General features: G+C 30.0%; 29 protein-coding genes, 3 tRNA genes and 1 other annotated feature. Of the genes, 7 read left to right on the forward strand and 25 right to left on the reverse strand.

Annotated features, from left to right (window positions below; genetic code table 11):
* Positions 1–6 precede the first annotated feature (6 nt).
* The 5 genes from BUB33_RS09580 to BUB33_RS09600 form a co-directional block, all read right to left on the reverse strand.
* Complete coding sequence (locus BUB33_RS09580; protein ID WP_072975635.1) at positions 7–255, reverse strand: hypothetical protein; 249 nt, start codon at positions 253–255, stop codon at positions 7–9.
* Positions 245–625, reverse strand: a complete 381-nt coding sequence (locus tag BUB33_RS16985) for an AbrB/MazE/SpoVT family DNA-binding domain-containing protein (RefSeq protein WP_072975900.1) — start codon at positions 623–625, stop codon at positions 245–247. Before BUB33_RS16985 ends, BUB33_RS09580 begins: the two co-directional genes overlap by 11 nt.
* 2 nt (positions 626–627) lie before the next feature.
* Positions 628–834, reverse strand: coding sequence for a hypothetical protein (locus BUB33_RS09590; protein WP_072975902.1), 207 nt, complete (start codon positions 832–834; stop codon positions 628–630).
* Positions 835–974: 140 nt separating this feature from the next.
* On the reverse strand, positions 975–1,271 hold the full coding sequence (locus tag BUB33_RS09595; protein WP_072975904.1) for a helix-turn-helix domain-containing protein: 297 nt from the start codon (positions 1,269–1,271) through the stop codon (positions 975–977).
* A gap of 36 nt (positions 1,272–1,307) precedes the next feature.
* Complete coding sequence (locus BUB33_RS09600; RefSeq protein WP_072975906.1) at positions 1,308–1,991, reverse strand: Rha family transcriptional regulator; 684 nt, start codon at positions 1,989–1,991, stop codon at positions 1,308–1,310.
* 61 nt (positions 1,992–2,052) lie between these two features.
* Between BUB33_RS09600 and BUB33_RS09605 the strand changes: the two genes are divergently transcribed.
* Entirely contained in the window at positions 2,053–2,283 is a 231-nt protein-coding gene (locus tag BUB33_RS09605; protein ID WP_072975908.1) for a YozE family protein, read from the forward strand.
* On the opposite strand, the gene BUB33_RS09610 is transcribed toward BUB33_RS09605, so the two are convergent.
* Positions 2,260–2,445, reverse strand: coding sequence for a hypothetical protein (locus tag BUB33_RS09610; protein ID WP_084725348.1), 186 nt, complete (start codon positions 2,443–2,445; stop codon positions 2,260–2,262). The genes BUB33_RS09605 and BUB33_RS09610 overlap by 24 nt on opposite strands.
* Positions 2,446–2,523: 78 nt before the next feature.
* Positions 2,524–2,727, reverse strand: a complete 204-nt coding sequence (locus BUB33_RS09615; protein ID WP_072975913.1) for a helix-turn-helix domain-containing protein — start codon at positions 2,725–2,727, stop codon at positions 2,524–2,526.
* A gap of 175 nt (positions 2,728–2,902) precedes the next feature.
* Between BUB33_RS09615 and BUB33_RS09620 the strand changes: the two genes are divergently transcribed.
* From BUB33_RS09620 to BUB33_RS09630, 3 genes are read left to right on the forward strand one after another with little or no spacing between them, the layout of a single operon-like run.
* Complete coding sequence (locus BUB33_RS09620; protein ID WP_072975915.1) at positions 2,903–3,313, forward strand: helix-turn-helix domain-containing protein; 411 nt, start codon at positions 2,903–2,905, stop codon at positions 3,311–3,313.
* A 31-nt stretch (positions 3,314–3,344) separates the two neighbouring features.
* Positions 3,345–3,815, forward strand: a complete 471-nt coding sequence (locus tag BUB33_RS09625) for an ImmA/IrrE family metallo-endopeptidase (protein WP_072975917.1) — start codon at positions 3,345–3,347, stop codon at positions 3,813–3,815.
* Between the two features lie 48 nt (positions 3,816–3,863).
* Positions 3,864–5,030 (forward strand): tyrosine-type recombinase/integrase, encoded by a 1,167-nt coding sequence (locus tag BUB33_RS09630; protein WP_072975919.1) that lies wholly within the window; start codon positions 3,864–3,866, stop codon positions 5,028–5,030.
* 130 nt (positions 5,031–5,160) lie between these two features.
* Here the strand turns inward: BUB33_RS09630 and BUB33_RS09635 are convergent.
* From BUB33_RS09635 to BUB33_RS09685, 11 genes are all read right to left on the reverse strand, one after another.
* Positions 5,161–5,235 (reverse strand) — tRNA-Cys (locus BUB33_RS09635).
* 34 nt (positions 5,236–5,269) lie between these two features.
* Positions 5,270–5,344 (reverse strand) — tRNA-Gly (locus tag BUB33_RS09640).
* Positions 5,345–5,436: 92 nt separating this feature from the next.
* Positions 5,437–5,512: transfer RNA gene (locus tag BUB33_RS09645), tRNA-Phe, on the reverse strand.
* 51 nt (positions 5,513–5,563) lie between these two features.
* On the reverse strand, positions 5,564–6,442 hold the full coding sequence (gene hslO, locus BUB33_RS09650) for an Hsp33 family molecular chaperone HslO (protein ID WP_072975922.1): 879 nt from the start codon (positions 6,440–6,442) through the stop codon (positions 5,564–5,566).
* A 27-nt stretch (positions 6,443–6,469) separates the two neighbouring features.
* Entirely contained in the window at positions 6,470–7,204 is a 735-nt protein-coding gene (locus BUB33_RS09655; protein ID WP_072975924.1) for a class I SAM-dependent DNA methyltransferase, read from the reverse strand.
* A 20-nt stretch (positions 7,205–7,224) separates the two neighbouring features.
* Complete coding sequence (locus BUB33_RS09660) at positions 7,225–7,404, reverse strand: alpha/beta-type small acid-soluble spore protein (RefSeq protein WP_072975926.1); 180 nt, start codon at positions 7,402–7,404, stop codon at positions 7,225–7,227.
* A gap of 49 nt (positions 7,405–7,453) precedes the next feature.
* On the reverse strand, positions 7,454–8,362 hold the full coding sequence (locus tag BUB33_RS09665; RefSeq protein ID WP_143154895.1) for a CPBP family intramembrane glutamic endopeptidase: 909 nt from the start codon (positions 8,360–8,362) through the stop codon (positions 7,454–7,456).
* Positions 8,363–8,439: 77 nt separating this feature from the next.
* Positions 8,440–8,964, reverse strand: coding sequence for a hypoxanthine phosphoribosyltransferase (gene hpt / locus BUB33_RS09670; protein ID WP_072975930.1), 525 nt, complete (start codon positions 8,962–8,964; stop codon positions 8,440–8,442).
* A 78-nt stretch (positions 8,965–9,042) separates the two neighbouring features.
* Entirely contained in the window at positions 9,043–9,717 is a 675-nt protein-coding gene (locus BUB33_RS09675) for a single-stranded DNA-binding protein (protein ID WP_072975932.1), read from the reverse strand.
* A 207-nt stretch (positions 9,718–9,924) separates the two neighbouring features.
* Positions 9,925–10,563, reverse strand: coding sequence for a hypothetical protein (locus BUB33_RS09680; protein WP_072975934.1), 639 nt, complete (start codon positions 10,561–10,563; stop codon positions 9,925–9,927).
* 21 nt (positions 10,564–10,584) lie between these two features.
* On the reverse strand, positions 10,585–11,361 hold the full coding sequence (locus BUB33_RS09685) for a polysaccharide deacetylase family protein (protein WP_072975936.1): 777 nt from the start codon (positions 11,359–11,361) through the stop codon (positions 10,585–10,587).
* Positions 11,362–11,593: 232 nt separating this feature from the next.
* On the opposite strand from BUB33_RS09685, the gene BUB33_RS09690 reads away from it, so the two are divergent.
* Both BUB33_RS09690 and BUB33_RS09695 read left to right on the forward strand, forming a co-directional pair.
* Positions 11,594–11,800, forward strand: a complete 207-nt coding sequence (locus BUB33_RS09690; RefSeq protein WP_072975938.1) for an alpha/beta-type small acid-soluble spore protein — start codon at positions 11,594–11,596, stop codon at positions 11,798–11,800.
* Between the two features lie 96 nt (positions 11,801–11,896).
* A complete protein-coding gene (locus BUB33_RS09695) occupies positions 11,897–12,445 on the forward strand; it encodes a DUF4364 family protein (protein WP_072975940.1) in 549 nt (182 codons plus the stop codon).
* On the opposite strand, the gene BUB33_RS09700 is transcribed toward BUB33_RS09695, so the two are convergent.
* From BUB33_RS09700 to pgsA, 4 genes are all read right to left on the reverse strand, one after another.
* Entirely contained in the window at positions 12,437–13,357 is a 921-nt protein-coding gene (locus tag BUB33_RS09700) for a YncE family protein (RefSeq protein ID WP_072975942.1), read from the reverse strand. The two genes, BUB33_RS09695 and BUB33_RS09700, sit on opposite strands and share 9 nt — an antisense overlap.
* Before the next feature lie 77 nt (positions 13,358–13,434).
* Positions 13,435–14,727: a bifunctional folylpolyglutamate synthase/dihydrofolate synthase gene (locus BUB33_RS09705; protein WP_072975944.1), complete on the reverse strand. Its 1,293-nt coding sequence runs from the start codon at positions 14,725–14,727 to the stop codon at positions 13,435–13,437.
* Positions 14,728–14,740: 13 nt separating this feature from the next.
* Positions 14,741–17,392 (reverse strand): valine--tRNA ligase, encoded by a 2,652-nt coding sequence (locus BUB33_RS09710; protein ID WP_072975946.1) that lies wholly within the window; start codon positions 17,390–17,392, stop codon positions 14,741–14,743.
* 92 nt (positions 17,393–17,484) lie between these two features.
* Positions 17,485–17,700: a binding site (T-box leader), on the reverse strand.
* Positions 17,701–17,732: 32 nt separating this feature from the next.
* Positions 17,733–18,281, reverse strand: coding sequence for a CDP-diacylglycerol--glycerol-3-phosphate 3-phosphatidyltransferase (gene pgsA, locus BUB33_RS09715; RefSeq protein WP_072975948.1), 549 nt, complete (start codon positions 18,279–18,281; stop codon positions 17,733–17,735).
* 104 nt (positions 18,282–18,385) lie between these two features.
* Here pgsA and BUB33_RS09720 point away from each other — a divergent pair, with 104 nt between their 5' ends.
* The gene (locus tag BUB33_RS09720; protein ID WP_072975950.1) at positions 18,386–19,381 is read left to right on the forward strand and encodes an ABC transporter substrate-binding protein; all 996 of its coding nucleotides are present in this window, start codon (positions 18,386–18,388) and stop codon (positions 19,379–19,381) included.
* Between the two features lie 31 nt (positions 19,382–19,412).
* Here the strand turns inward: BUB33_RS09720 and BUB33_RS09725 are convergent, their stop codons facing one another.
* The 3 genes from BUB33_RS09725 to BUB33_RS09735 all read right to left on the reverse strand — a co-directional run bounded on the left by BUB33_RS09725 (position 19,413) and on the right by BUB33_RS09735 (position 21,962).
* Entirely contained in the window at positions 19,413–20,717 is a 1,305-nt protein-coding gene (locus BUB33_RS09725) for a Na+/H+ antiporter family protein (RefSeq protein ID WP_172463207.1), read from the reverse strand.
* Between the two features lie 105 nt (positions 20,718–20,822).
* On the reverse strand, positions 20,823–21,326 hold the full coding sequence (locus BUB33_RS09730; RefSeq protein ID WP_072975955.1) for a gamma carbonic anhydrase family protein: 504 nt from the start codon (positions 21,324–21,326) through the stop codon (positions 20,823–20,825).
* A gap of 54 nt (positions 21,327–21,380) precedes the next feature.
* The gene (locus BUB33_RS09735; RefSeq protein ID WP_072975957.1) at positions 21,381–21,962 is read right to left on the reverse strand and encodes an HDIG domain-containing metalloprotein; all 582 of its coding nucleotides are present in this window, start codon (positions 21,960–21,962) and stop codon (positions 21,381–21,383) included.
* Between the last annotated feature and the right edge of the window lie 160 nt (positions 21,963–22,122).

The raw sequence follows: 22,122 nt of genomic DNA on the forward strand, positions 1-22,122 counted from the left end.
ACCTCCTTATTTTTCTGGCATTTGAAACACAGAATAGCTTTGAAAGCTTTCCATCTCATAATTTGCTATCTCCCTCATATTTGATACTCCTACACATTGAGTCAGCTGTTCTTGTATTTCATCTAAAACTTCCATAGCTCTTTCTTCTGTTTCATATTTTCCTAAGGTCCAATTTCTGCACATAATTGTATTACCTACTACCTCAAGTGAAGTTACATCTATTAGTTCTTTTCTACTTTGGCTTCTAATCCACATTGTTTACTCCCCTTTCAACTATTTCATTAATTTTATTGATTATTGTTCTACATAAGTATCTTGATTGCTTGTATTTTAAAATTTCATCTTCAGTTATCTGTGATGATTCAGTTAAATCGTGTTGTCTTATAATAATGTCTCTATCTTTTATCCTTTCTTTAAGTGCTGCTATAATTTCCTCTAATTCTTCATCCTCAAAATCAAATACTTTCTCAGTATGATATTTTTTTAAAGTTACTGTTCCATCTTTTGAATTAGTAGAAACCTCTAAAGGATCTCCTTCTCTAATTCTTAGAGTTCTTCTAATCTCTTTAGGAATTACAACTCTACCTAATTCATCTATTCTTCTAACTATTCCTGTGTGTTCCACTGTTACACCTCCTCCCTGCACCAATCAGGATAAATTGGATATAAAATAAATCCATACTTCTCATGCTCATACTCAACAGTTCCATATCTGTCATTGCCTTCAAAACTAACTTCTTTTCCATCTATCAAATCTACATGATGACTTAGTACCTTCTGTATATTTTTAGGTGCATGTCTTTTAAAAAGCTTTTTATCAAATATTATTTTCAAGCCTGTCCCTCCTATCACTAAAAACTTATATTTGTAGTTTCGTACCAAAGCCTTAAGGATTTCCAAGTTGGTTCAATACCATTCCTTAGACATTTTTGTACATAATAAGTTAAGTACTTGATATTCATTGTTTAGACCTCCTATATATTTTTTAGTAATACGTTTTTAATGCTTTCTATTACCTGATCCTTAGTTTTAATTACTTCTAATAATTGTTCCTTTTCTGCTTCAAGTTGAAGTTCCCTTGTGGTCTTTCCTAGATTCCTAACATTCATATAATCTTCTAAGTGAACCTGGGTAAATCTAGCCTCATTACCTACATAAAAGCAATTTAATCTTTTTCTTTTTATTTCTCTTCTGATGGTTTCATCAGACGCACCAAATATTTCTGCTAAATCTTTTGTAGTGTAGATTTTAACTTCCGATTCCTTCCCCATACTTCTCACCTCAATTTTATGATTTTCCTTATTCCTTTATCTCTCAAATAAACTTAACTGTGATTTAGATCTAAAGCTTTTTACTGCTCTTATACTCTCATCAATTAATCTCATATTATTAGTCAATTTCTTATAAGGAACATCTTGCCACGCATTGGCATCTAGCATTAATAGAACTCTTTGCTTCACTAAATCAACCTCTCCAATTTCTCTATCATCACCTAGACTATTTTTAATGTAGTTATTAATGTCTATTTTATTTGCATGAGTTGGTCTATAGTTTTCTTCATATTTAGATAATCTTTGGTCTATGCTAGTAAATAATTTATCTTCTAAAGTCTCCATGATGTTGTTAACTATTGCAGTCTGTGAAATGTGGTATACCTCCTTTAATGTATTTTCCATTTTATTGAATGCTTCTATATATTTAAGCTTCCATTCTAGAGCTTTCTTGCCAGTAAACCCCATTGCTAGTAATGTAAAACCATCTCTTGTTAGTAAATATTCTTTATAGCGGACTCCATTTGCTTCTTTTGTTGTATATTTACCTTCTATAAATAGAGAACTCAATTTTGACGAATCTGTATTTTTCAATGTTTCTATATAGTTTTCTACTGATTTTATGACATTATCATGAGACTTCTCAAAATTCTCTGCTACTTCTCTACTGCTAACTGTTAATTTACCATCTTTGTTTTGAATGTTTATTAAATTATTCACTTAATCCCTCCTTTGTTTTGTCCCCCTTTTATGTTAGAATTTGGTAAAGGGGGTGATAATGATGAGTAACTTCTTAGATTGGCTATCTAAGTCACGAATAAAAAATATGGATACTATCAAAGGTGACTTTGCCAGAGATATACTCAGAGATAGAAATTTTCCTAATACTGATGATAAGGATGAAATTTATCAGTATATTAAGTCCCAACTTAGAAAACACAATCATCCTGAATCTTTCAGTGAATTTACAAGCCTTTATAGATATTATTTAAAAGTCACTAATAACAAGTAATTTATAATTATTAGGAAGTTTAACAAGACCCCTATCTTGTGAGTACTTCCTTTTAATTTGTACTTCATATTTACTATAAAGACCACAATCATAGGATTTTACATTTTTTCTAACCTCTAGCTCTTTTATTAAATCTTTAGTCGATATATCTTTTAAATTCACCCCTCTCACCTCCTCTCAATTGATACCTTTTAAATTATTAACTCTTATTTACCTTATTTGATTTGCTAAATTAGCAAACTAATTTGTAAAAAAATTTTCTATTTGACAATCTAATACCTTAGCTAATTTGGGCAACATATCTGCTTTAAATGAATAATCACCTTCCTCATATTTTAAATACGTAGATGCATTCTTGAATCCTAATTCCTTAGCTACTTCTTGCAAAGTTAAATTGTTTTCTATTCTTTTATTTTTTATATATTCATGATTTAATCTTTTCAATAATTTCACCTCTCTTTTTGTTTTCTATTTTAGCAATCCTTTTACAATCATTATATATTGCTATTTTAGAAAAGTCAATACTTTATTTTCTATTTTAACAAAATTGTTTATTTCTATTATGGAAAAGTGTATAATTGAATTGTTGCTATAATAGAAATATAAAGGAGGCATCTGTATGAGCATTAGTAACAGAATTAAAACTCTAAGAGAAGAAAAAGATATTAACCAGAGAGATTTTGCTGATATGATTCAAATAAACAACAGTGTATTGAGTAGAATTGAATCTGGGGAAAGACCAGTTAGGGATGATGAGATTGTTAGAATAGCGGAAGCATTAGGAGTATCTACAGACTATCTTCTAGGCAGAACAGATATAAAAAACCCAGAAGACAAAATCAAAAACTTAGACAAATTAGCACATAAAGAAATAAATTCAGTAGAAGATGCACTAGAAATTATAGAATCACAAGAAGGCTTAATGTTAAAAGGCGAAATGTTAACAGATGAAGATAAATTACTGCTAGCCAATGCTCTCCAGCTAGGCATGAAATATGTTTTAGATAAAAAACAAAAGGAGAAGAAATAAAAAATCCTTTGTTGACAGGGGAGGAATACATATGTGCCAAGATATAATAGAAATTAAAGATGGTTTATTAGAACTATATAATACTAGAAACCCTTTTGAACTTTGTAGATGCCTTGATATAAAAATTATAGAAACAAACTTAGGTAATAATATATTAGGGTTCTTTCAAAGAATAATGGAAGAAGAAATAATATACTTAAATAATAATATAGATAATTATAATGAAAAGAAATATGTATGTTTCCATGAATTAGGACATGTTGTTTGCCATCCTGAACTATCTATATGTTTTTTAGAAAAAACTTTGTACATAACTGATAGATATGAAAATCAAGCAGATATATTTGCTGCATATTTTTTAATTCCAGATGATGATAAGATAGATATCTGCGAAATAGAAAATATGACAACTAAACAATTAAGTTCATATTTCAAAGTTCCAGAGAGATTAATTGAATTGAGATTTGAACAACGATGTTTAGAGCCAATCAAGGCTCTTTAATATAAAGCTAATAAAGAACATAGGTTTTTGAAAGGAGGTGAAAATATAATGGCCATAAGAGAAATAGAAGGTGGTTATTATGTAGAAGTGTTTTTAGGTGCAGATCCCGTCACTGGTAAAAAAATAAGAAAAACAAAAACTTTTAAACCTAAGAGCAGAGAAAATTTAAAATTAGCTAAGGCCTGGGAAGTAAAGATTCAAGAGCAATATATGAATGGTGAACTAACTGCCAAAGGAAATACTTTACTAAATGACTTCTTAGATGATTGGTTTACAACCTTTATTGAAGGCAAGAAAGCATATAATACAGAAAGACGATACAAAGTATTTGTTGACTGTATAAAAACTCACCTAGGACAAGTTAAACTTAATAAATTGAAAACTAAAATGGTTGATGAGTTTTATAACAAAATGTCTAAGGAAATGATTACGCTTAAAAATGGAACTACTCAAAGAAGGTATGCAAATGGTACAATTCTTAAAACTCATAAAATGTTTAAGTTGGCCATAGATCAGGCTGTAAAATGGGAAATGATTTCTAAAAATGTTGTATCCTTAGCTAGTCCACCTGTAGATGACAAAAGAAAGATACAACATTGGAGCATAGAACTCATTGAAGAATTTCTTAAATATATAAAAGATACAACCACTTATCTGCCTGCGTTTATTGCGTTTCATACTGGATTAAGAGAAGGTGAAGTTTCAGCCCTAAGATGGGAAGATATCAATCTAAAAGAAGGCTATATAATGGTGAATCACAACATGGTTGAAAAGAAAGGCGAAGGTTTAGTATTAGAAGATACTAAAACCCCTGCTAGTAAGGCTAAAGTAGCTTTAACTAAGGAACTAACGTCTGTCCTTAAATCTGTCCTGAAAGAGCAAAAGAAACATAAATTAAAAACAAAAATAGAAGTAGAATATGTTTGCAGATGGGAAGATGGTAGACCTTTAAGACCTACTTATATATCAAAATCTTTTACAAAGTTTGCAAAAGAATTTTCAGAACAGAAGGGAATAGACAGAATTACTTTTCACGGCCTCAGGCACTCCCACGCAACGATTTTATATTCAATAGGAGCTAATAGCCAAGAAATATCTAAAAGGCTAAGACACTCAAGAGTATCAACTACAGACGATATCTACATCCATGTTACAGAAGAAATAAAAAAATCTACTGCTGAGCTATTTGACAAAGCAGTAGAAAAGGTTAAATAATTAATATATAAATAAATTCCCTGGTCAGAGGGAATTTATTTTTTAGGACAGATATTTCCCCTTAGGACAGAAATAGGACAGATTTGATTTTTTCTCAATCTGTCCTAACCTTTATAAACGTGTATTTATCTGGAGGCGCCACCCAGATTTGAACTGGGGAGTAAAGGTTTTGCAGACCTCTGCCTTACCGCTTGGCTATGGCGCCAAATATATAGCCCTAAAATTACTTAGGGCAAATTTGGAGCGGAAAACGAGATTCGAACTCGCGACCCTCGCCTTGGCAAGGCGATGCTCTACCACTGAGCCATTTCCGCAGGATTTTCACTACCTTATTATAATAACATAAGTTACTATAAATTGTCAATATCTCTTTTATACTTTTTAAATTATCTTCCATAAAGTATATTGGTGCCCGGAGCCGGAATCGAACCAGCGACACGTAGATTTTCAGTCTACTGCTCTACCGACTGAGCTATCCGGGCGTGATGTTTGCTACTGCAAACACAACAATACATAGTATATAACAACTTCCTCTATTTGTCAACTATTAATTTTTCTAACTCTTCTTTTGAAAAATTATACTTGGTATTACAGAAATGACACACTACTTCCGCTTTTCCATCCTCCTCTATCATAGCTCTTATTTCTTCTTTTCCTACACTAAGCAGTACATTTTCAATCCTTTCTCTAGAACAATCACAACTATAACTAATATCTACCTTATCTAAAATTTCCATCTCAAATCCTTTTAATAACTCTTGCATAATATCTTCTGGTGATAATCCTCTGTCTATTAAAGAAGATATTGAGGGTATTTTGGATATTGCTTCTTCGATTTTAGTTATATCCTCATCTGATACATCTGGTAATAATTGAATTATATACCCCCCTGATGCTTTAACAGATATATCTCTATCAACTAATACTCCCAACCCTATAGCTGATGGTTGCTGTTCAGATAATGCATAATACATTGCTAAATCCTCAGCAATTTCTCCTGTTACTAAATTAGCTTGTCCAACATAAGGATCCTTAAGTCCTAAGTCCATAATAGTAGTTATAGTGCCATTAGAACCTACAAGTCTTCCTACATCTAGTTTGCCATCTTCTCTGCTAGGCACATCTGCATAAGGATAATCTACATAGCCTTTGACTATTCCTTTGTTATTTGCTACCATCATAATAGTTCCTATTGGTCCGTCTCCAGAAATCTTTAATGTAAGTCTATCATCCTCATTCTTCATCATTACTCCCATCATAGCTGCTGCTGTCAATGCTCTACCTAATGCTGCTGTAGCAGTTGGTGAAGTATTGTGAGTATTTCTTGCCTTCTCTACCATATTAGTTGTAGTAGCTACAAATATTCGAATATTTCCCGTTTTATCTATACCTCTTATTAAATAATCTTTCATCCTAATCACTCCCAAAACCTATATTTATCATTTTATTGCAACAAAGTTTATTCTCTCCGTTTTTTCCACTGGTTTTTCAAATCCAAATGCTTGAAAACAGTCTATATGAGTAAATCCTGCTTTTTTAAGTAATTCTATTATTTCATCTAATTCATAAGCTTTCTCCCTATGTTCTTCATCAAATCTTTCGTATATTTCTCCATCATCACTATAGAAAAATGTCAAATAAAATTCACAAATATTTTTATTTTCATCATAATAGTTTTGCCAAGTATAAAATACTTCTTCCCTATCTTCTACAAAAGTATTATTCCCTATGATGTACTTTAATTTATAAAAAGAATTTATATCAAATATAAATATACCATTATCCTCCAAATGATTCCATACATTTTTAAATGCTTTATATAATTCTTCCTTATTTGTTATATAATTTATACTGTCACATATAGAAATAACAGAGTCATAGGATTCTTTTAAACTGAAATCTATCATATTTTGTCTTATTAATTTTACATTTTTAAACCTTCTAAGCTTTTCATAAGCTTGTGATAACATATTGTCCGATAAATCAAAACAAGTTAAATTATACCCTTTCTTAGCTAAATAATGAGAAAGGTTTCCTGTTCCACAGGCCATCTCCAAAATGCTCTTAGGTCTTTTATCATATCTTTTAAATATCTCTTCTATATAATTAAACCAATCCTCATAGTTAAAATCCATCATTAATTCATCATAGATACTAGCAAATTTATCGTACATACTGCCCCCCCTTTTTTATTTTATTTATCTTTCTTATTCATTTCCCTTTTCCTTACAGTAATTAATCCACCTATTCTACCAGATTCTTTAGCCGTTAATCCTGCCCACCCTACTTCTTTAATTTTCTCCGTTAATCCAAGCTCTTCAGCTATTTCATATTTTAGTTTATCTTCTAATGTTTCTATTTTTTCTTTTTTCATATTATCTTCCTCCTAATACTATTATGAGAAAGAACCCCTTCAATTATTCTTAAATAAATAAATATTTAATGTTTACTATTATAAATAAAAATATGATACCTATTATTGGAAGGTAATATATAAACTTGGTATCTTCATATTGTATACTATCTTTTACAATAATTTCTCCCTGTGGTAATTTTTTTATTAATCTTATAAGAATAATAGATGATACTAAAGCAAATATCCCTATTGTCAAAAGTAAAATTAGCATTTGAATTTGATTTGGTACTTCATAGGCTTTAATATCTCCTATTTCACTTTGAGCCTTCATTCCAAAATATCCAATTGTCATGGCTATACTATTATTTAAAATATGAGCAAGTATAGAAGAATAAATTGAGTTAGTCTTATATACTATGATTCCAAATATTATCCCAAGGAACATGGGTCCCAATAGATTCTGAAGGTTTAAATGAAAAAGTCCAAATAAGAAAGCTGAATAAATGATTGCTTTCTTTTTTCCCATTATACTATATCCATCCATTATGGCACCTCTAAACATTACTTCTTCACATATTCCTGGGGCTAAACCTATAATAAAAATACTTAAAAAATATAGTCCCATATTCTCAGGTAAAGGAACAGAACTAGGTATCAATTCTCCAAAAAAACTCAATATTGTTATTACTAAAGTGTTAAAAAATATTGCTATAGGATAAGAAAAAATCGTAATCAAAATAATATACCATATTTGCTTTAAACTAATTTTATTTAGCCTTAAAGATTGTTTTAAAGGTATTTTCTTTGATTTCATATAGAGTAAGCTAGGTATGAGTATTATTATATATTCTGTAATTAATAGTCCTGAATATATTTCCCTGTTTTGTACTGCTGAACCAAGGAAGAACAATAAAAGTCCTAATAATAAATATAGCAAATTAACTTCTAGAATATAATTTCTTTTAAATTCTTTCATATTTTCATTTTCATCTCCATTCAAATAACTTTTATGACAATAAATTCACCCACAGAATAATTCTGTAGGTGAATTTTTTAGTCAAATGTAAAAATATATGGTATATTCCTATAATGATCACCATAATTAAGCCCATATCCCACAATAAAAACATCTGGTATAGTAAATCCTACAAAATCTGGATTTATATCTACCTTTCTTCTACTAGGCTTATCCAACATTACACATATCTTAACAGAATTTGGATTTTTTAGGCTTAACATTTCCTTTACCTTATTTAAAGTATACCCAGAATCTATAATATCATCTACAATTAAAATATCTTTTCCCTCAACACCTGTTCTAATATCATGTAAAATCTCCACATTACCCGATGATATTTCATTATGCCCATAACTAGCAGTTGTCATAAAATCAACCTCTACTGGTATAGATAACTCTCTAACTAAGTCTGAAGCGAAAATAAAACTGCCTCTAAGTAATGATATTACTAATAAATTTTTATCTTTATATTCTTTAGATATGATTTCACCTAATTCTTTAACTCGAGTAGCTATATCTTCTCTACTATAAAGAGTTCTTTGTCTTTTGTTACTATCCAAGCTAATTCTCTCCTCTCTACTAAATTAATATTATCAATATTATAGCACTAAATATGATTTTTGTATCTATAAATTATCTTATATTTCTTCCTCACATACTGCCAATCTATTATTATCATTTTCTACATACTCCAATTTTGATATTGATACTTCAAAAGCAATTTTTTTCTCTAACTCTCCATTAGCAAGTTTTTTGTGATATTCTCTACTTTGTATTCTTCCCCAAAGTTTAATATGATCTCCTACTAGCATCTTCTCGCAAAATCGTGCATTTCTTCCCCATGAAATACAAGGTATATAATCGGATTTATTATAAGATCTATTAACTGCTATTAGAATATCTGTTATTTCTCTGCCAAAAGGTGTAGTTCTATAAATTGGCTTTTTGCATATATATCCATCTAAATAAATTTCGTTTGGCTTTCTCAAAGCTTCTGCTAATTCATCTTCCATTGGCATATATATGTCTTTTGCAAATATGGTTAGAACCAATCTATTTCCATTATCTATATATCTATTGTAAGATCTCAGTTGTCCTTCCACTATAATATATTCCCCAATAGATAAATCCACATCTACCATAAGCCTCTCTGAAACTGTAACAGGCAGTAAATCCACCGAATCACTTAATCTAGGTACTTCTAAATCAATATTATAAAATCCCTCTCCATACATTTCATGACTAAAAACTTTTTCACTCACCACTTTTCCTACTAACCTTACGCTATTAGTATCCATAATCTTATCAAGCATTTCTATTGTCCCCCTCTATTCCTATGTTTTTTTAATCTATATCTAATATATTCCCCGTAGAAAAGTAATATGAATAAAAATAAAAAATAATAGATATAAGAAATTTATCTTTCGTATATATCTATTATTAGACAAAAGTTTTAAAACTCCTTCTTTTTTATAGAAGATTTGTTAAAACCTTTTCAATTATTTACAGTTCCTTCTTCTTCATTTTATTAAATTAACATGGGAATACATAAAATTATCCATAGAGAGTTCATCTATACCTAGAAGTAAAATACAAGTAATGGTTGCTATAACAGGATAAATATCTAGTTTCTCTGTAGATCGAATTTTTATAGGCAGTTCAAATGGTTCGATTGTAACATTATTCATTCCTTTTATTTCCCTTTGAAAACATATATTTAATTCCATTATATCGTCAATATTATAACTAGATGGATTTATAGTAGCTTTATTATTAAATCCATAAGTTATAACTATTGATTTAATATTATTATCTAAAAGATAATTCCACTTATCTTCATCACAATTTATTATTACATAGTCTGATTTACTAAATAATTGCTGTAAATTTTGATTTTCATAGTCCTCTTTATTTAGAAATGTATGGATTAATATATTAAAGTCTATTCCAATTTCCTTCAAAGGAATTATTAAATTAGGACTTATATCAATTATGAATATAATATTATTTTCTTTATTTAATATCGCCATATTCCTATGCTGATTTTCATAATATAGAACATAATTAGATATGAAAAACATTTTTTTTAAAAGTCTAAAAGTTGTTCTTTCTAAAGTGTTTTCAACTATCCCAATTATTATCATTTGTTGTTCCTTCACTATATCGCCCCAAATCATTATTTATTTTGTTAAAATCTGCCTTCCAGTATTATCCATTATAAAATCTTCTTTATATATCAATTCAGAAATAGGCACTATTTCATAGCCATCTTCCTGTAATCTTTCAATAACCAGTGGCAAATATTCACTAATATATTTTGCATTATTGTGGAACAATACAATAGAACCATTTCTTACGTTTCTTGTTACTCTATCCACAACAGGTTGTACTCCCAACTCCTTCCAATCTAGTGAATCAACATCCCACTGTATTGCATAATATCCATTTTCTCTACATATACGAATAAGATTATCATTATAATCTCCAAAAGGTGGTCTAAACAATATTGGTTTTTTTCCTGTTAGTTCTTCAATTTTTTCTCCAGTTGTATTAATTTCTTCTAATATTTTTTCTTGGCTTAACTGAGGCATATTTGGATGAGTAGTTGAATGATTCCCTACATCATGACCCCTTTTTGCAATCTCCTTTACATCTTCTGGATATTTATCTACCCAAAATCCTACTAAAAAAAATGTACTTTTAACATTGTATTTATCTAGTGTATCCAATATACAATTGGTGTATTCATTACCCCAAGCTGCATCAAAGCTTATGGCTATTTTCTTCTCTGGCACCTCAACACTATATATAGGTAGTTCTTTTGTTGGAGCAAATACAGCTGCTATATTTCCTGTTGTTTTAACCGTAACATATACTAAAAAAACTAATGATACACATAGAATTACTAGCAATCTAACTGTAATATTAATATCATTCCTATAATATCTATTCCTCACTACTACACCCCCTTCAAATACTTATATTATATAATTTATTCTAAATTAAAATTTATATTACAAAATATCTTCAATGTAATCCATTAATTATAAAATCAAACTAAATTATAATTATTAACTAAATTTCCTATAGTTATACAATTTATAATTATTTACCAGAATATATTTTTTTCTAAAGGTTATATTAATATTACAACGACAGATTTTGTTGTTGAAAAAGGAGGTTTATAAAATGGCTAATAATAGTAATAGAATAGTTGTTCCAGAAGCTAGAGCAGCCTTAAACCAAATGAAATTAGAAATAGCAAATGAACTAGGTATGACAAATTATAACTCTATGGATAAAGGAAATTTAACTTCAAGACAAAATGGATATGTAGGCGGATACATGGTAAAAAAATTAGTTGAGTCTGCTCAAAATCAATTAGCTGGAAAATAATATTAGAATAACAAGAAAAAAGAGAAGTGGAATTCCACTTCTCTTTTTATTATGATATAATATATGGATATAGTCCATAAAAAGAGGTGTTAAATAATGTTTATTGAAAATACCGAAGAATTAGCACAAAACAAATTACTTTTACTATATATAATAAAATCATCTCCTATTTCATTTACTAATAGTGAAATAATTGAATTTGTATTAGAAAAAAACTATATGAATTTCTTTTTAGTACAACAATATTTAATTGAATTAGTTGAATCGAAGTTTATAGAAATAATAGCTGATAACTCAAAGGAAGTATATATTATATTAGAAAAAGGTGAAATAGCTCTATCTTATTTTGAAGATAGAATCTCAAGTAATATTAAAGAGGAATTAAATAAAGAATTTAATAAAATTGAGAAGAAAAATAAAATTGAAACCCAAGTCATCACAGATTATTTTGAAAAAGCAAATAATCAATATGTGGTAAATTTAAAATTAATAGAAAATGAGGAAACATTATTTAGTCTGTATTTAGATGTTCCAACAAAAAAACAGGTGGAATTAATCTGTTCTAAATGGAAAGAAGCCCCTGACTTTATATATCAGAATATAATTAACATACTTATAGATGAAAAAGCAACTCCATTAGAGTAGGAGAATACCGTTTGGTTCTTTTCCTACTCTAATATTATCTATTATTTGATTATTTGATTTATCTAGTATAGTTAATTTATTATCTAGTATATTAGCAATATAAAGTTTTGTTTGTTTATCCCATTTAATATTATTTGGCATACCACCTAAATAAATTTTAGAAATACTTACTTCTTCACCTATAAAAATTTTATAAATATATCCATCTTCCATATTTGAAAGATAAAACAATTCTTCCCCTTTTATTTTGACAAAATCACCAAATATTCCTTTTAAATCTATACTCATTATAGTTCCATAATCTTCAGCCTTCAATTCTGATAAATTACTATAGTTGCTGATTCCATTATTTACATAGGACAAAACAAATAATCTCTTATCTTCTATAACCATTTTTACTGGTTGATTACCTAAGATTATAGAAGATATCTTTTCCGTGTCTAAATTTAATACATTTATTGTATAACAATTACCGTTCAAAATGAAAATTTTCAAACCTTCCTCATCTATTTGAATATCAGTAGGTTTTTCTCCTACTGATATATTTTCTATTAATGAAAATGTATTTTCATCAATAATAGATATGGAGTTAGAATCACTATTAGCAACATAAATTTTATTTCTAAATTTTTTTATACAGGTAGGATTTTTTCCTACTTTGATAATTCCCAGTAACTTAATATTTTGTAAATCTATTTTCATAATAGAGTTATCATAAGAATTAGCAATATATACATCATCTTTTTCTCCTATTTCAATATCATATGGACCTAATCTGTTACCTTCTGAAATCCAATTATCTCCTTTTTCCTCTATAAGCTTAGATAGAAAAATTGTTTTATAAATAGACTCATCTATTATTGTCAAACTATCTTCACCTGTATTAGCTATTAATATTTTATGATAAGTCAATATATCACCTCCTGTATATAAGTAATTTATGCAGTAAATGATATATTGGTGAAGTTAAAAAAACTACTGTGCCTAAACTACAGTAGTTTTATTATACCCCTCACTTCTCCTATTAAATACAGCGACCCACCAAATACTATCATATCATCCTTCTCAGCTAGCTCTAAGGTTTTTTCTACGGCCTTTTTTATGTCCTTCTCTATGAAAATATTTTTATTATATTTTGATATCTCTTCTGCTAGTTCCTCAGCATCTAACTTCCTAGGCATATTGACCTCTGTGATTACAATCTCATCTGCCATAGGAGCTAATAACTCAACCATATGAGAGGAGTCCTTATCCTTTAATATTCCTAATCCCAATATTAGACGTTTATACTTAAATAGACTAATAGCTTTCTTTAATTGAGCAATGCCTTGCACATTATGAGCACCGTCTATCAAAAATATTGGACTCTTTCTCATAACTTCAAGTCTACCAGCCCACTTAGTATTTATTAAACCATCCCTTATTTGCTCTTCAGAAATGTCTACTAAACCTTTTTCCTTTAAAATCAATAATGTTGTTAAAGCCAATGTAGCATTATATATCTGATACTCACCTAGCATAGAAATCTTTATATCTTTCATATTTGTATTTTCATAATGAAAATCAAAACTAGCTCCCATGCCAGAGATATCTCTTACTTTAATATTTTCCATTGGACACAAATAAAATTCTGCTTTCATTTCATTTGATACTTCTTTTATAACTTGCAACGCCTCTTCTACTTGAGGATAAGATACTACTATTGAGTTCTCCTTTATTATCCCTGCCTTCTGATAAGCAATTTTATCTAAAGTATCACCTAAAACATCTATATGGTCATAATCTATAGTTGTAATAACCGAGGCTAATGGTGAAGAAATAATATTAGTAGAATCATATCTACCTCCTAGTCCAACTTCTAACACTACATAATCTACTTGTTCTTGTTTGAAATACATAAATCCTATTGCAGTAACTATTTCAAAAGTCGTAGGGTGTTCAAAGCCTTCTTCTACCATAATATCAGCTTTTTCCTTAATTAAGCCTGTTATCTTTCCAAGAATATCATCTGGTATATCTTGCCCGTTTATTTGTATACGTTCATTGAATCTCTCTATATAAGGTGATGTAAATAATCCTACCCTATATCCTCCCGACTCTAGCATATGAGCTAAATAAGAGGAGGTGGAACCCTTTCCATTTGTTCCACCTATATGAATATATTTTAACCCTTCCTGAGGATTTCCTAAAAGCCACAAAAGTTTACCTATTGAATCAAGTCCAAGTCTTGAGCCATATTTGTTTTTATCATTAATATATTCCAAAGCCTCTTGATACTTCATTTTGACCTCCGCCTTATCTATTGGATTTTATGCTTTCAAGTCTTTCAATTACTTTTTCAAGCATTTCTTCATATTTCTTCTGTTTTTCTTTTTCTTCATTGACTACCTTTTCAGGAGCTTTTTTCACAAATCCCTCATTAGATAATTTTCCTACTACTCTCTTTATTTCACTTTCAAGTTTTTCTTTTTCTTTCTCTAATCTTTCTATTTCCTTGTCAAAATCAATTAAATCTTTTAAGGGTAAGAACACTTCACATCTATCTAATACTACGGAAATATTATCTTCTCCTATGTTCACCTTAGTATCTACTATTTCTATTGCTTCAGCAGAGGCAAGATTTAGGAAGTATCTTTGCCCATAGCTAATAATCTTCTTTATATTTTCGTCTTTTGTTACAAAGATTTGTTTAGATTTTCTAGAAGGTACAATATTCATTTCAGCTCTAGCATTTCTTATACCTTTTATGCCTGATTTAATAAATTCAATAGCCTCTTCTGATGCAGGGAAATTTAATTCATTTTTATATACTGGCCAAGAACTTAAAATCAGTGGTTTATCATTACCTGGTAGATGTTGCCAGATTTCTTCAGTAATAAATGGCATAAATGGATGAAGTAGCTTCAATATATCTTTTAAGACAAATAATAAAACCTTCTCTGCTGTTTCTTTACTAGATACATTTTCTCCATATAATCTTGACTTAACCATTTCAATATACCAATCACAGTACTCATCCCAGATAAAGTCATATATCTTTTGTGCAGCCATACCTATTTCATATTTATCTAAGTTTTCTGTAGCTTCCTTTATTACAGTATTTAATTTAGATAAAATCCATTTATCCTCTTCTTCTAAATTATCTAAATTTAATTCTTCCTTAGCTATATCTTCTTCAAGATTCATAAGAACAAATCTAGTAGCATTCCATAGCTTATTAGCAAAATTTCTATTGGCTTCTACCCTCTCAATATAAAATCTCATATCATTTCCTGGGGAATTACCTGTAACTAAAGTAAATCTTAGGGCATCTGCACCATATTCATCTATTATTTCTAATGGGTCTATACCATTACCTAGAGATTTACTCATCTTTCTTCCTTGAGAATCACGAACAAGTCCTGTCAAGAATACATCTTTAAATGGAACTTCTCCCATCTGCTCAATACTTGAAAATACCATTCTAACTACCCAGAAAAATATTATATCATATCCTGTAATCAATACATCAGTAGGGAAGAAATACTCTAGGTCTTCTGTCTTCTCTGGCCATCCTAGAGTGGAGAAAGCCCATAAAGCAGATGAGAACCAGGTATCTAAGGTATCAGTATCTTGATGTAGTTTTGTACTACTACATTTATTGCATTTTTCCGGCTTAGTTCTAGACACTATAATTTCTCCACATTCATCACAATAATATACTGGAAGTCTATGTCCCCACCATAATTGTCTAGAAATACACCAATCTCTAATGCCTTCTAACCAATGAGTATAAATCTTTCCAAATCTCTCTGGTATAAAGTTCAATTCTCCATTTTCATAAGCTTCTAATGCAGGTTTAGCCAATGGCTCCATCTTTACAAACCATTGTTTAGAAATCAAAGGTTCTACAATTGTTGAACATCTTTCACAATGTCCTACTGCATTTTGATGTTCTTTGATTTCCACTAGGTACCCCTGTTCCTTTAAATCATCAACTATTTTCTTTCTAGCTTCATATCTTTCTAAACCTTGGTAAGTTCCACCATTTTCACTAATAGTACCATCTTCATTCATTATAATATACTGCCCAAGTCCATGTCTCTCTCCTACTTCAAAATCATTAGGGTCATGGGATGGAGTAATCTTAACTGCTCCTGTACCAAATTCCATTTCTACATAATCATCTGCAATTATTGGTATCTCTTTATTCATCAACGGAAGAATCGCCATCTTACCTATTAAGTCCGTATATCTTTCATCTTTAGGATTAACTGCTATAGCTAAATCTCCTAACATAGTTTCAGGTCTAGTAGTAGCTATTACTATATATTCAGCACTATCCTTAATTGGATATCTAATATGCCAAATATAACCTTGTGAGTCCTCATGCTCTACCTCTGCATCTGATATTGCAGTTCTACAGCTAGGACACCAGTTAATTATTCTATCTCCTCTGTATATTAACCCCTTCTCATATAATCTAATAAAAACTTCTTCTACTGCCTTACTAAGACCTTCATCTAATGTAAATCTATCTCTTGACCAATCACATGAAACGCCTAGTTTTTTAAGTTGATTTTTGATTGTACTTCCATATTTATGGGTCCAATCCCAAGCTTCTTCTAAAAATCCCTCACGACCTAATTCTTCCTTAGATTTTCCTTCTTTTTTTATCTTATCTACTACCTTAGCCTCAGTGGATATACTAGCATGGTCTGTACCAGGTAACCATAGAGCTGAATACCCTTCCATTCTCTTCCACCTAGTTAAAATATCTTGAATAGTATTATTCAGTGCATGACCCATATGAAGGCTTCCTGTTACATTTGGCGGGGGCATCATTATAGTATATGGTTTTTTCGTTTTATCAACATGAGCCACAAAATGACCATTATCATTCCAATATTTATAGAGTCTATCTTCAAAGTCTTTTGGATTATACGTCTTTGGTAAGTTTTCTAACATTTTTATCTCCTCCTTCATTAAATGAAAAATTTTTAATTAAAGTCGCGGTTATCATTGGGTTAGGTCATAAAAAAACCCTCCATCCTTATAATATAAAGGACGAAGGGTAATTCGCGGTACCACCTTAATTCCATGGATATTTCCATAGCTCTTAAATAAATATAAGGGTTTAACCCTTCAAGCTTACTTAGTTTCAGCTTGAATGCTCAAAAGCTACCTTCAGTAAATATTTAACTTAAGACCTCTCAGCCTAGGATCTTCTCTCTGTATAGTACTATTTACTTACTCCTCTTTATCAAAGCAAAGTAAAATTGTTTATTTTATTATATATATATAGTTTTTATTTGTCAACTATATCATCATTCATATTATTTCTCATCTTTGTATAAATTATAAAATAATTTATAAAAGCTATTATATTAAGAGTTACAGTTAGAAAAAATAAAGTTCTTGATATTATACTAGGTAATCTAAATACTATAGACAATGTAGCTGCATAAAAAGATAAAGTTGCAATTTTCCCATATCTGTTAGAAGGCAAAACTTGTTTGCCCTTAAATAAATATAATATAGTTCCTCCTAAAATCATCATTATTTCCTTTATTCCCAAAGCAATTAATATCCAGATTGGTATAATGCCTTTTGTTGTAAAACTAATCAAAATAGTAAATGTCATCAATTTATCTGCAATAGGATCTAATACTATGCCAAGTGTAGTACTCATATTATACTTTCTTGCAATATATCCATCTAATACATCAGAAATCCCAGCTAAAATAAATATTAATCCTGCAAATAAAATATTGTTTTCAATATTAGAATAAAAAAAGTATAGATACACTGGAATAAGCAATATTCTTAAAATTGTTAGCATATTTGGTATATTCATATTTTCCCACCTTTAACAACTGATTTGGAACATTTATTATATTTTAGAATATTATAACATTAATTAATGCTTTCGTACACACATATTATGCAAGGAGGGATAAGATGTCAAGTTTTTTTAAAAAAATTTCTTTTATTTTAGTTCTCATAATAATATTAGGATTAGTAGGGTGTAAAAGTGAAACTAATTTAAAACCAGTAAAACTAATTGAAGTTACACACTCATTGTTCTATACTCCACAATATGTAGCCTTAACACAGGGTTTCTTTGAAGAAGAAGGGTTAAAAGTTGAATTAATCAACGGTAAAGGAGCAGATAAATGTATGGCTGCCTTATTGAGTAAAGAGGCTGATATAGGATTTATGGGACCAGAAGCATCAGTATATGTATATAATCAAGGAAGAGATGATTATGTAATCAATTTTGCCCAATTGACACAAAGAGATGGGTCTTTTTTAGTTGGTAGAGAGAAGGATGATAACTTTACATTTGATAAATTAAAAGGTAAAACAGTAATTGGTGGTAGAAAAGGCGGAATGCCTGAAATGACTTTAGAATACGTAATTAAAAATTATGACCTAGAAATAGATAAGGATGTTGAAGTTAGAACAGACATACAATTTGATGTAATGGCAGGAGCTTTTGTTGGTGGTGAAGGTGATTATGTAACATTATTTGAACCTGTAGCTGCTACATTAGAAAAAGAAGGCAAGGGGTATGTAGTAGCTTCAATAGGTAAGGAAGCTGGATATATTCCATATACTTGTTATTCCGCAACTAAAGAATATATCAAGAAAAACCCAGAAACTATTCAAAGCTTTACCAATGCTTTATATAAAGCCATGGTTTGGGTTCAAGAACATAGTAGTGAAGAGATTGCAGATGCTGTAATGCCACAATTCCCTGATACAAATAAAGAGGTGCTTATAACACTTATTGAAAGATATAGAGAACAAGATTCATGGAAACCAGATTTAATTATTACAGAAGACGGACTAAATCATATGATGAATATAATGGAGTTAGCAGGAGAGTTAGACAAAAGAGCCGATTATACTAAGATAGTAACAACCGAATTTGCTAAAAAAGCTATGAAATAAATTAAGGGGCTAATTGCCCCTTATCTTTATATTAAAGTATTAATGCTGCTATTGTTCCAAATATCAATAATGAAATATTATAATGAATAAAAGTAGGAACGCAGGTATCCCATATATGATCATGTTGCCCATCTACATTTAATCCTGCTGTAGGTCCTAATGTACTATCAGAAGCTGGAGAACCAGCATCTCCCAATGCACCAGCTGTACCTACTAAACAAATAGCTGCAGCAGGACTAAATCCTAATTTTATACATAAGGGAACAAATATTGCTGCTATTATTGGAACTGTACCAAATGAAGTACCTATTCCCATTGTAATAATCAGACCAATAAGTAGCATTAAAAATCCTGCTATAACTTTACTTCCTCCCATCATATTTGCTGCTGCCTCTACTAAAGTTTCCACTCCCCCTGTTGCTCTAATAACCGCACCATATCCAGAAGCAACTAGCATTACAAAGGCAATAAATCCCATTAATCCAATACCACCACTTAACATATCATCAAGTTCTCTCCATTTAAAAGTACCAAATACCATCATTATTATTAGACCTGCTATTGCTCCTAAGGGAAGTGATTTTGTGATAATTTGAATAGTAAAAGCACCTATTGCCCCTAATAAAGCACCTATATGTTCTTTTGACATTCTTTCATCTTCATTATGCTCAATATCTGATTTAACTAATTCCCTATCTTCATACTCTCTTGGTTTTCTATAACTTACTAATACAGCTATAATTAAACCTACTATCATTCCAATACCAGGAAATAGCATTGATTTCCAAATCATATTAGTTTCTACAGGCATCCCATTATCTATTAAGGCATCTCTAATTATATTGTGAAATATAAGTCCAAATCCTGCTGGGATCATTACATATGGAGCTTTAAGCCCAAATGTCAGTGCTGCTGCCACTGCCCTTCTATCAATTTTCAATTTATTCATAACTGGAATTAGTGGTGGTATTAATATTGGAATAAAAGCTATATGGACTGGAATTAAATTTTGTGAAAAGCAAGCTATTCCAGCTATTACAAACACGAAGATTGCTTTTTTATTTTTAACCTCTCTACCAATTTTTCGAGCCAATATATCTGCAACTCCGGTTTTTCCAATTGCTATTGCTAAAGCTCCAAGCAATATATAGGATAATGCTGTTTCTGCATTTCCTCCCATGCCTCCAATAAGAACTCCTATGGTTTCCTTAAATGACATTCCCGCTAATAAACCACCTGTTAATGCAGATAAAATAAGTGCAATCAATACATTCATTTTTAGTAAACATAATACCGTCATAACCAATACTGATAATAACACTGGATTTGTTAACATAATATCCCCCCTATTTTTTAAATACTTAGGAACAATTAATCTGGTATATGTTATTCAACCTTCATAAACTGTAGAACTAAAAATGTGTTAATATCTAATATTCATTTATATATGCTCATTTTTCCATAACTCTTCATACCTAGTAGCATTGTATCTTATGGTTTCTATTTCCTCCTTACTTACTTCTCTTTTAACTTTCCCAGGTGAACCCATAACCATAGAATTTGGAGGTATAACTGTATCTCCTGTAACTAATGCTCCAGCTGCAATTATGCAATTGTCACCAATAACTGCTCCATTTAAAATTATTGAACCCATTCCTATTAAACAATTGTTACCTACTTCACACCCATGAACTACTGCATTATGCCCTATAGTAGTATAATCTCCTATCTTACATGGTGAATTTGTATCAACGTGTATTGTTGCATTGTCCTGTATATTAGTATATTCTCCAATAGTTATATAACTCATATCACCTCGAACCACTGCACCATACCAAATACTGCTTCCTTCCCCTATGGTTACATCCCCCAAAACATCTGCTGTTTCTGCAATAAATGCTTTATCACTTATTTTAGTTTTCTTTTTTTTCAAATCTCTTATCATATGCAGTCTCTCCTTTTTGTATATTCATATATGTCATTTATTACCCAATTTTCATTATAATTCCCCTTTTAAACCTATTTCTTCTGCTACCTTTCTCATAGCAAGAATAGTTTCCATAATTACATCATCTCTCTCCATATCTAGCATCTGTATGCCTTTTTCTATAATACTCCTATCTACCCCTGCTGCAAACCCCTTATCCTTCCACTTTTTCTTTACGGATTTTGGTTCTAAATCTAATACAGATTTACTAGGTCTAAGAAGTGCTACGGCAGTAATAAGACCAGTTAATTCATCAATGGCATATAGTACTTTTTCCATTTTTTCTGTAGGTTGTACATCACAACATATTTCATAACCGTGACTTGCTACTGCTTTTATATAATCCTGCGGATAATCTTCTTCTTTAAGTATTTCTTGTACCTTTATACAATGCTCATCTGGATACATTTCATAGTCCAAATCATGGATAAGACCTACTATAGTCCATTTTTCTACATCTGGTTCATTAAAAAGTTCAGCAAAATGTTTCATTGTAGCTTCAACGGCTAGTGCATGACGTAATAAACTATCAGACTTATTATATTTCTTAAATAATAACAAAGCTTCTTCTCTCGTAGGTTTTTTATTTGTCATTAAATCACTCTCTTTCTTTATTGCTTTACTACATGATAAAGTAAGGAAATCGAGATGTCAAGTATTTTAATTATTAAAATTTATGTTCATGTATTGGTTTTAAATTTATTGTAATTAGAATATTAGATGAAAAATTGGTATTGACATAAAATGACTTTGA

The organism is Tissierella praeacuta DSM 18095 (genome assembly GCF_900128955.1).
In the GTDB taxonomy this organism is placed as follows: domain Bacteria; phylum Bacillota; class Clostridia; order Tissierellales; family Tissierellaceae; genus Tissierella; species Tissierella praeacuta.

Coding starts and splice junctions, on each gene's coding strand:
- BUB33_RS09690 (WP_072975938.1), top strand. CDS start 11,594: ATGGCTAATAATAGTAATAGAATAGTTGTTCCAGAAGCTAGAGCAGCC.
- BUB33_RS09620 (WP_072975915.1), top strand. CDS start 2,903: ATGAGCATTAGTAACAGAATTAAAACTCTAAGAGAAGAAAAAGATATT.
- BUB33_RS09675 (WP_072975932.1), bottom strand. CDS start 9,717: ATGCTTGATAAGATTATGGATACTAATAGCGTAAGGTTAGTAGGAAAA.
- BUB33_RS09735 (WP_072975957.1), bottom strand. CDS start 21,962: ATGACAAATAAAAAACCTACGAGAGAAGAAGCTTTGTTATTATTTAAG.
- BUB33_RS09580 (WP_072975635.1), bottom strand. CDS start 255: ATGTGGATTAGAAGCCAAAGTAGAAAAGAACTAATAGATGTAACTTCA.
- BUB33_RS09630 (WP_072975919.1), top strand. CDS start 3,864: ATGGCCATAAGAGAAATAGAAGGTGGTTATTATGTAGAAGTGTTTTTA.
- BUB33_RS09705 (WP_072975944.1), bottom strand. CDS start 14,727: ATGAAGTATCAAGAGGCTTTGGAATATATTAATGATAAAAACAAATAT.
- BUB33_RS09720 (WP_072975950.1), top strand. CDS start 18,386: ATGTCAAGTTTTTTTAAAAAAATTTCTTTTATTTTAGTTCTCATAATA.
- BUB33_RS09660 (WP_072975926.1), bottom strand. CDS start 7,404: ATGAAAAAAGAAAAAATAGAAACATTAGAAGATAAACTAAAATATGAA.
- BUB33_RS09730 (WP_072975955.1), bottom strand. CDS start 21,326: ATGATAAGAGATTTGAAAAAAAAGAAAACTAAAATAAGTGATAAAGCA.
- BUB33_RS09655 (WP_072975924.1), bottom strand. CDS start 7,204: ATGTACGATAAATTTGCTAGTATCTATGATGAATTAATGATGGATTTT.
- BUB33_RS09665 (WP_143154895.1), bottom strand. CDS start 8,362: ATGAAAGAATTTAAAAGAAATTATATTCTAGAAGTTAATTTGCTATAT.
- BUB33_RS09605 (WP_072975908.1), top strand. CDS start 2,053: ATGAGTAACTTCTTAGATTGGCTATCTAAGTCACGAATAAAAAATATG.
- pgsA (WP_072975948.1), bottom strand. CDS start 18,281: ATGAATATACCAAATATGCTAACAATTTTAAGAATATTGCTTATTCCA.
- hslO (WP_072975922.1), bottom strand. CDS start 6,442: ATGAAAGATTATTTAATAAGAGGTATAGATAAAACGGGAAATATTCGA.
- BUB33_RS09725 (WP_172463207.1), bottom strand. CDS start 20,717: ATGTTAACAAATCCAGTGTTATTATCAGTATTGGTTATGACGGTATTA.
- BUB33_RS09695 (WP_072975940.1), top strand. CDS start 11,897: ATGTTTATTGAAAATACCGAAGAATTAGCACAAAACAAATTACTTTTA.
- BUB33_RS09710 (WP_072975946.1), bottom strand. CDS start 17,392: ATGTTAGAAAACTTACCAAAGACGTATAATCCAAAAGACTTTGAAGAT.
- BUB33_RS09595 (WP_072975904.1), bottom strand. CDS start 1,271: ATGGGGAAGGAATCGGAAGTTAAAATCTACACTACAAAAGATTTAGCA.
- BUB33_RS09625 (WP_072975917.1), top strand. CDS start 3,345: ATGTGCCAAGATATAATAGAAATTAAAGATGGTTTATTAGAACTATAT.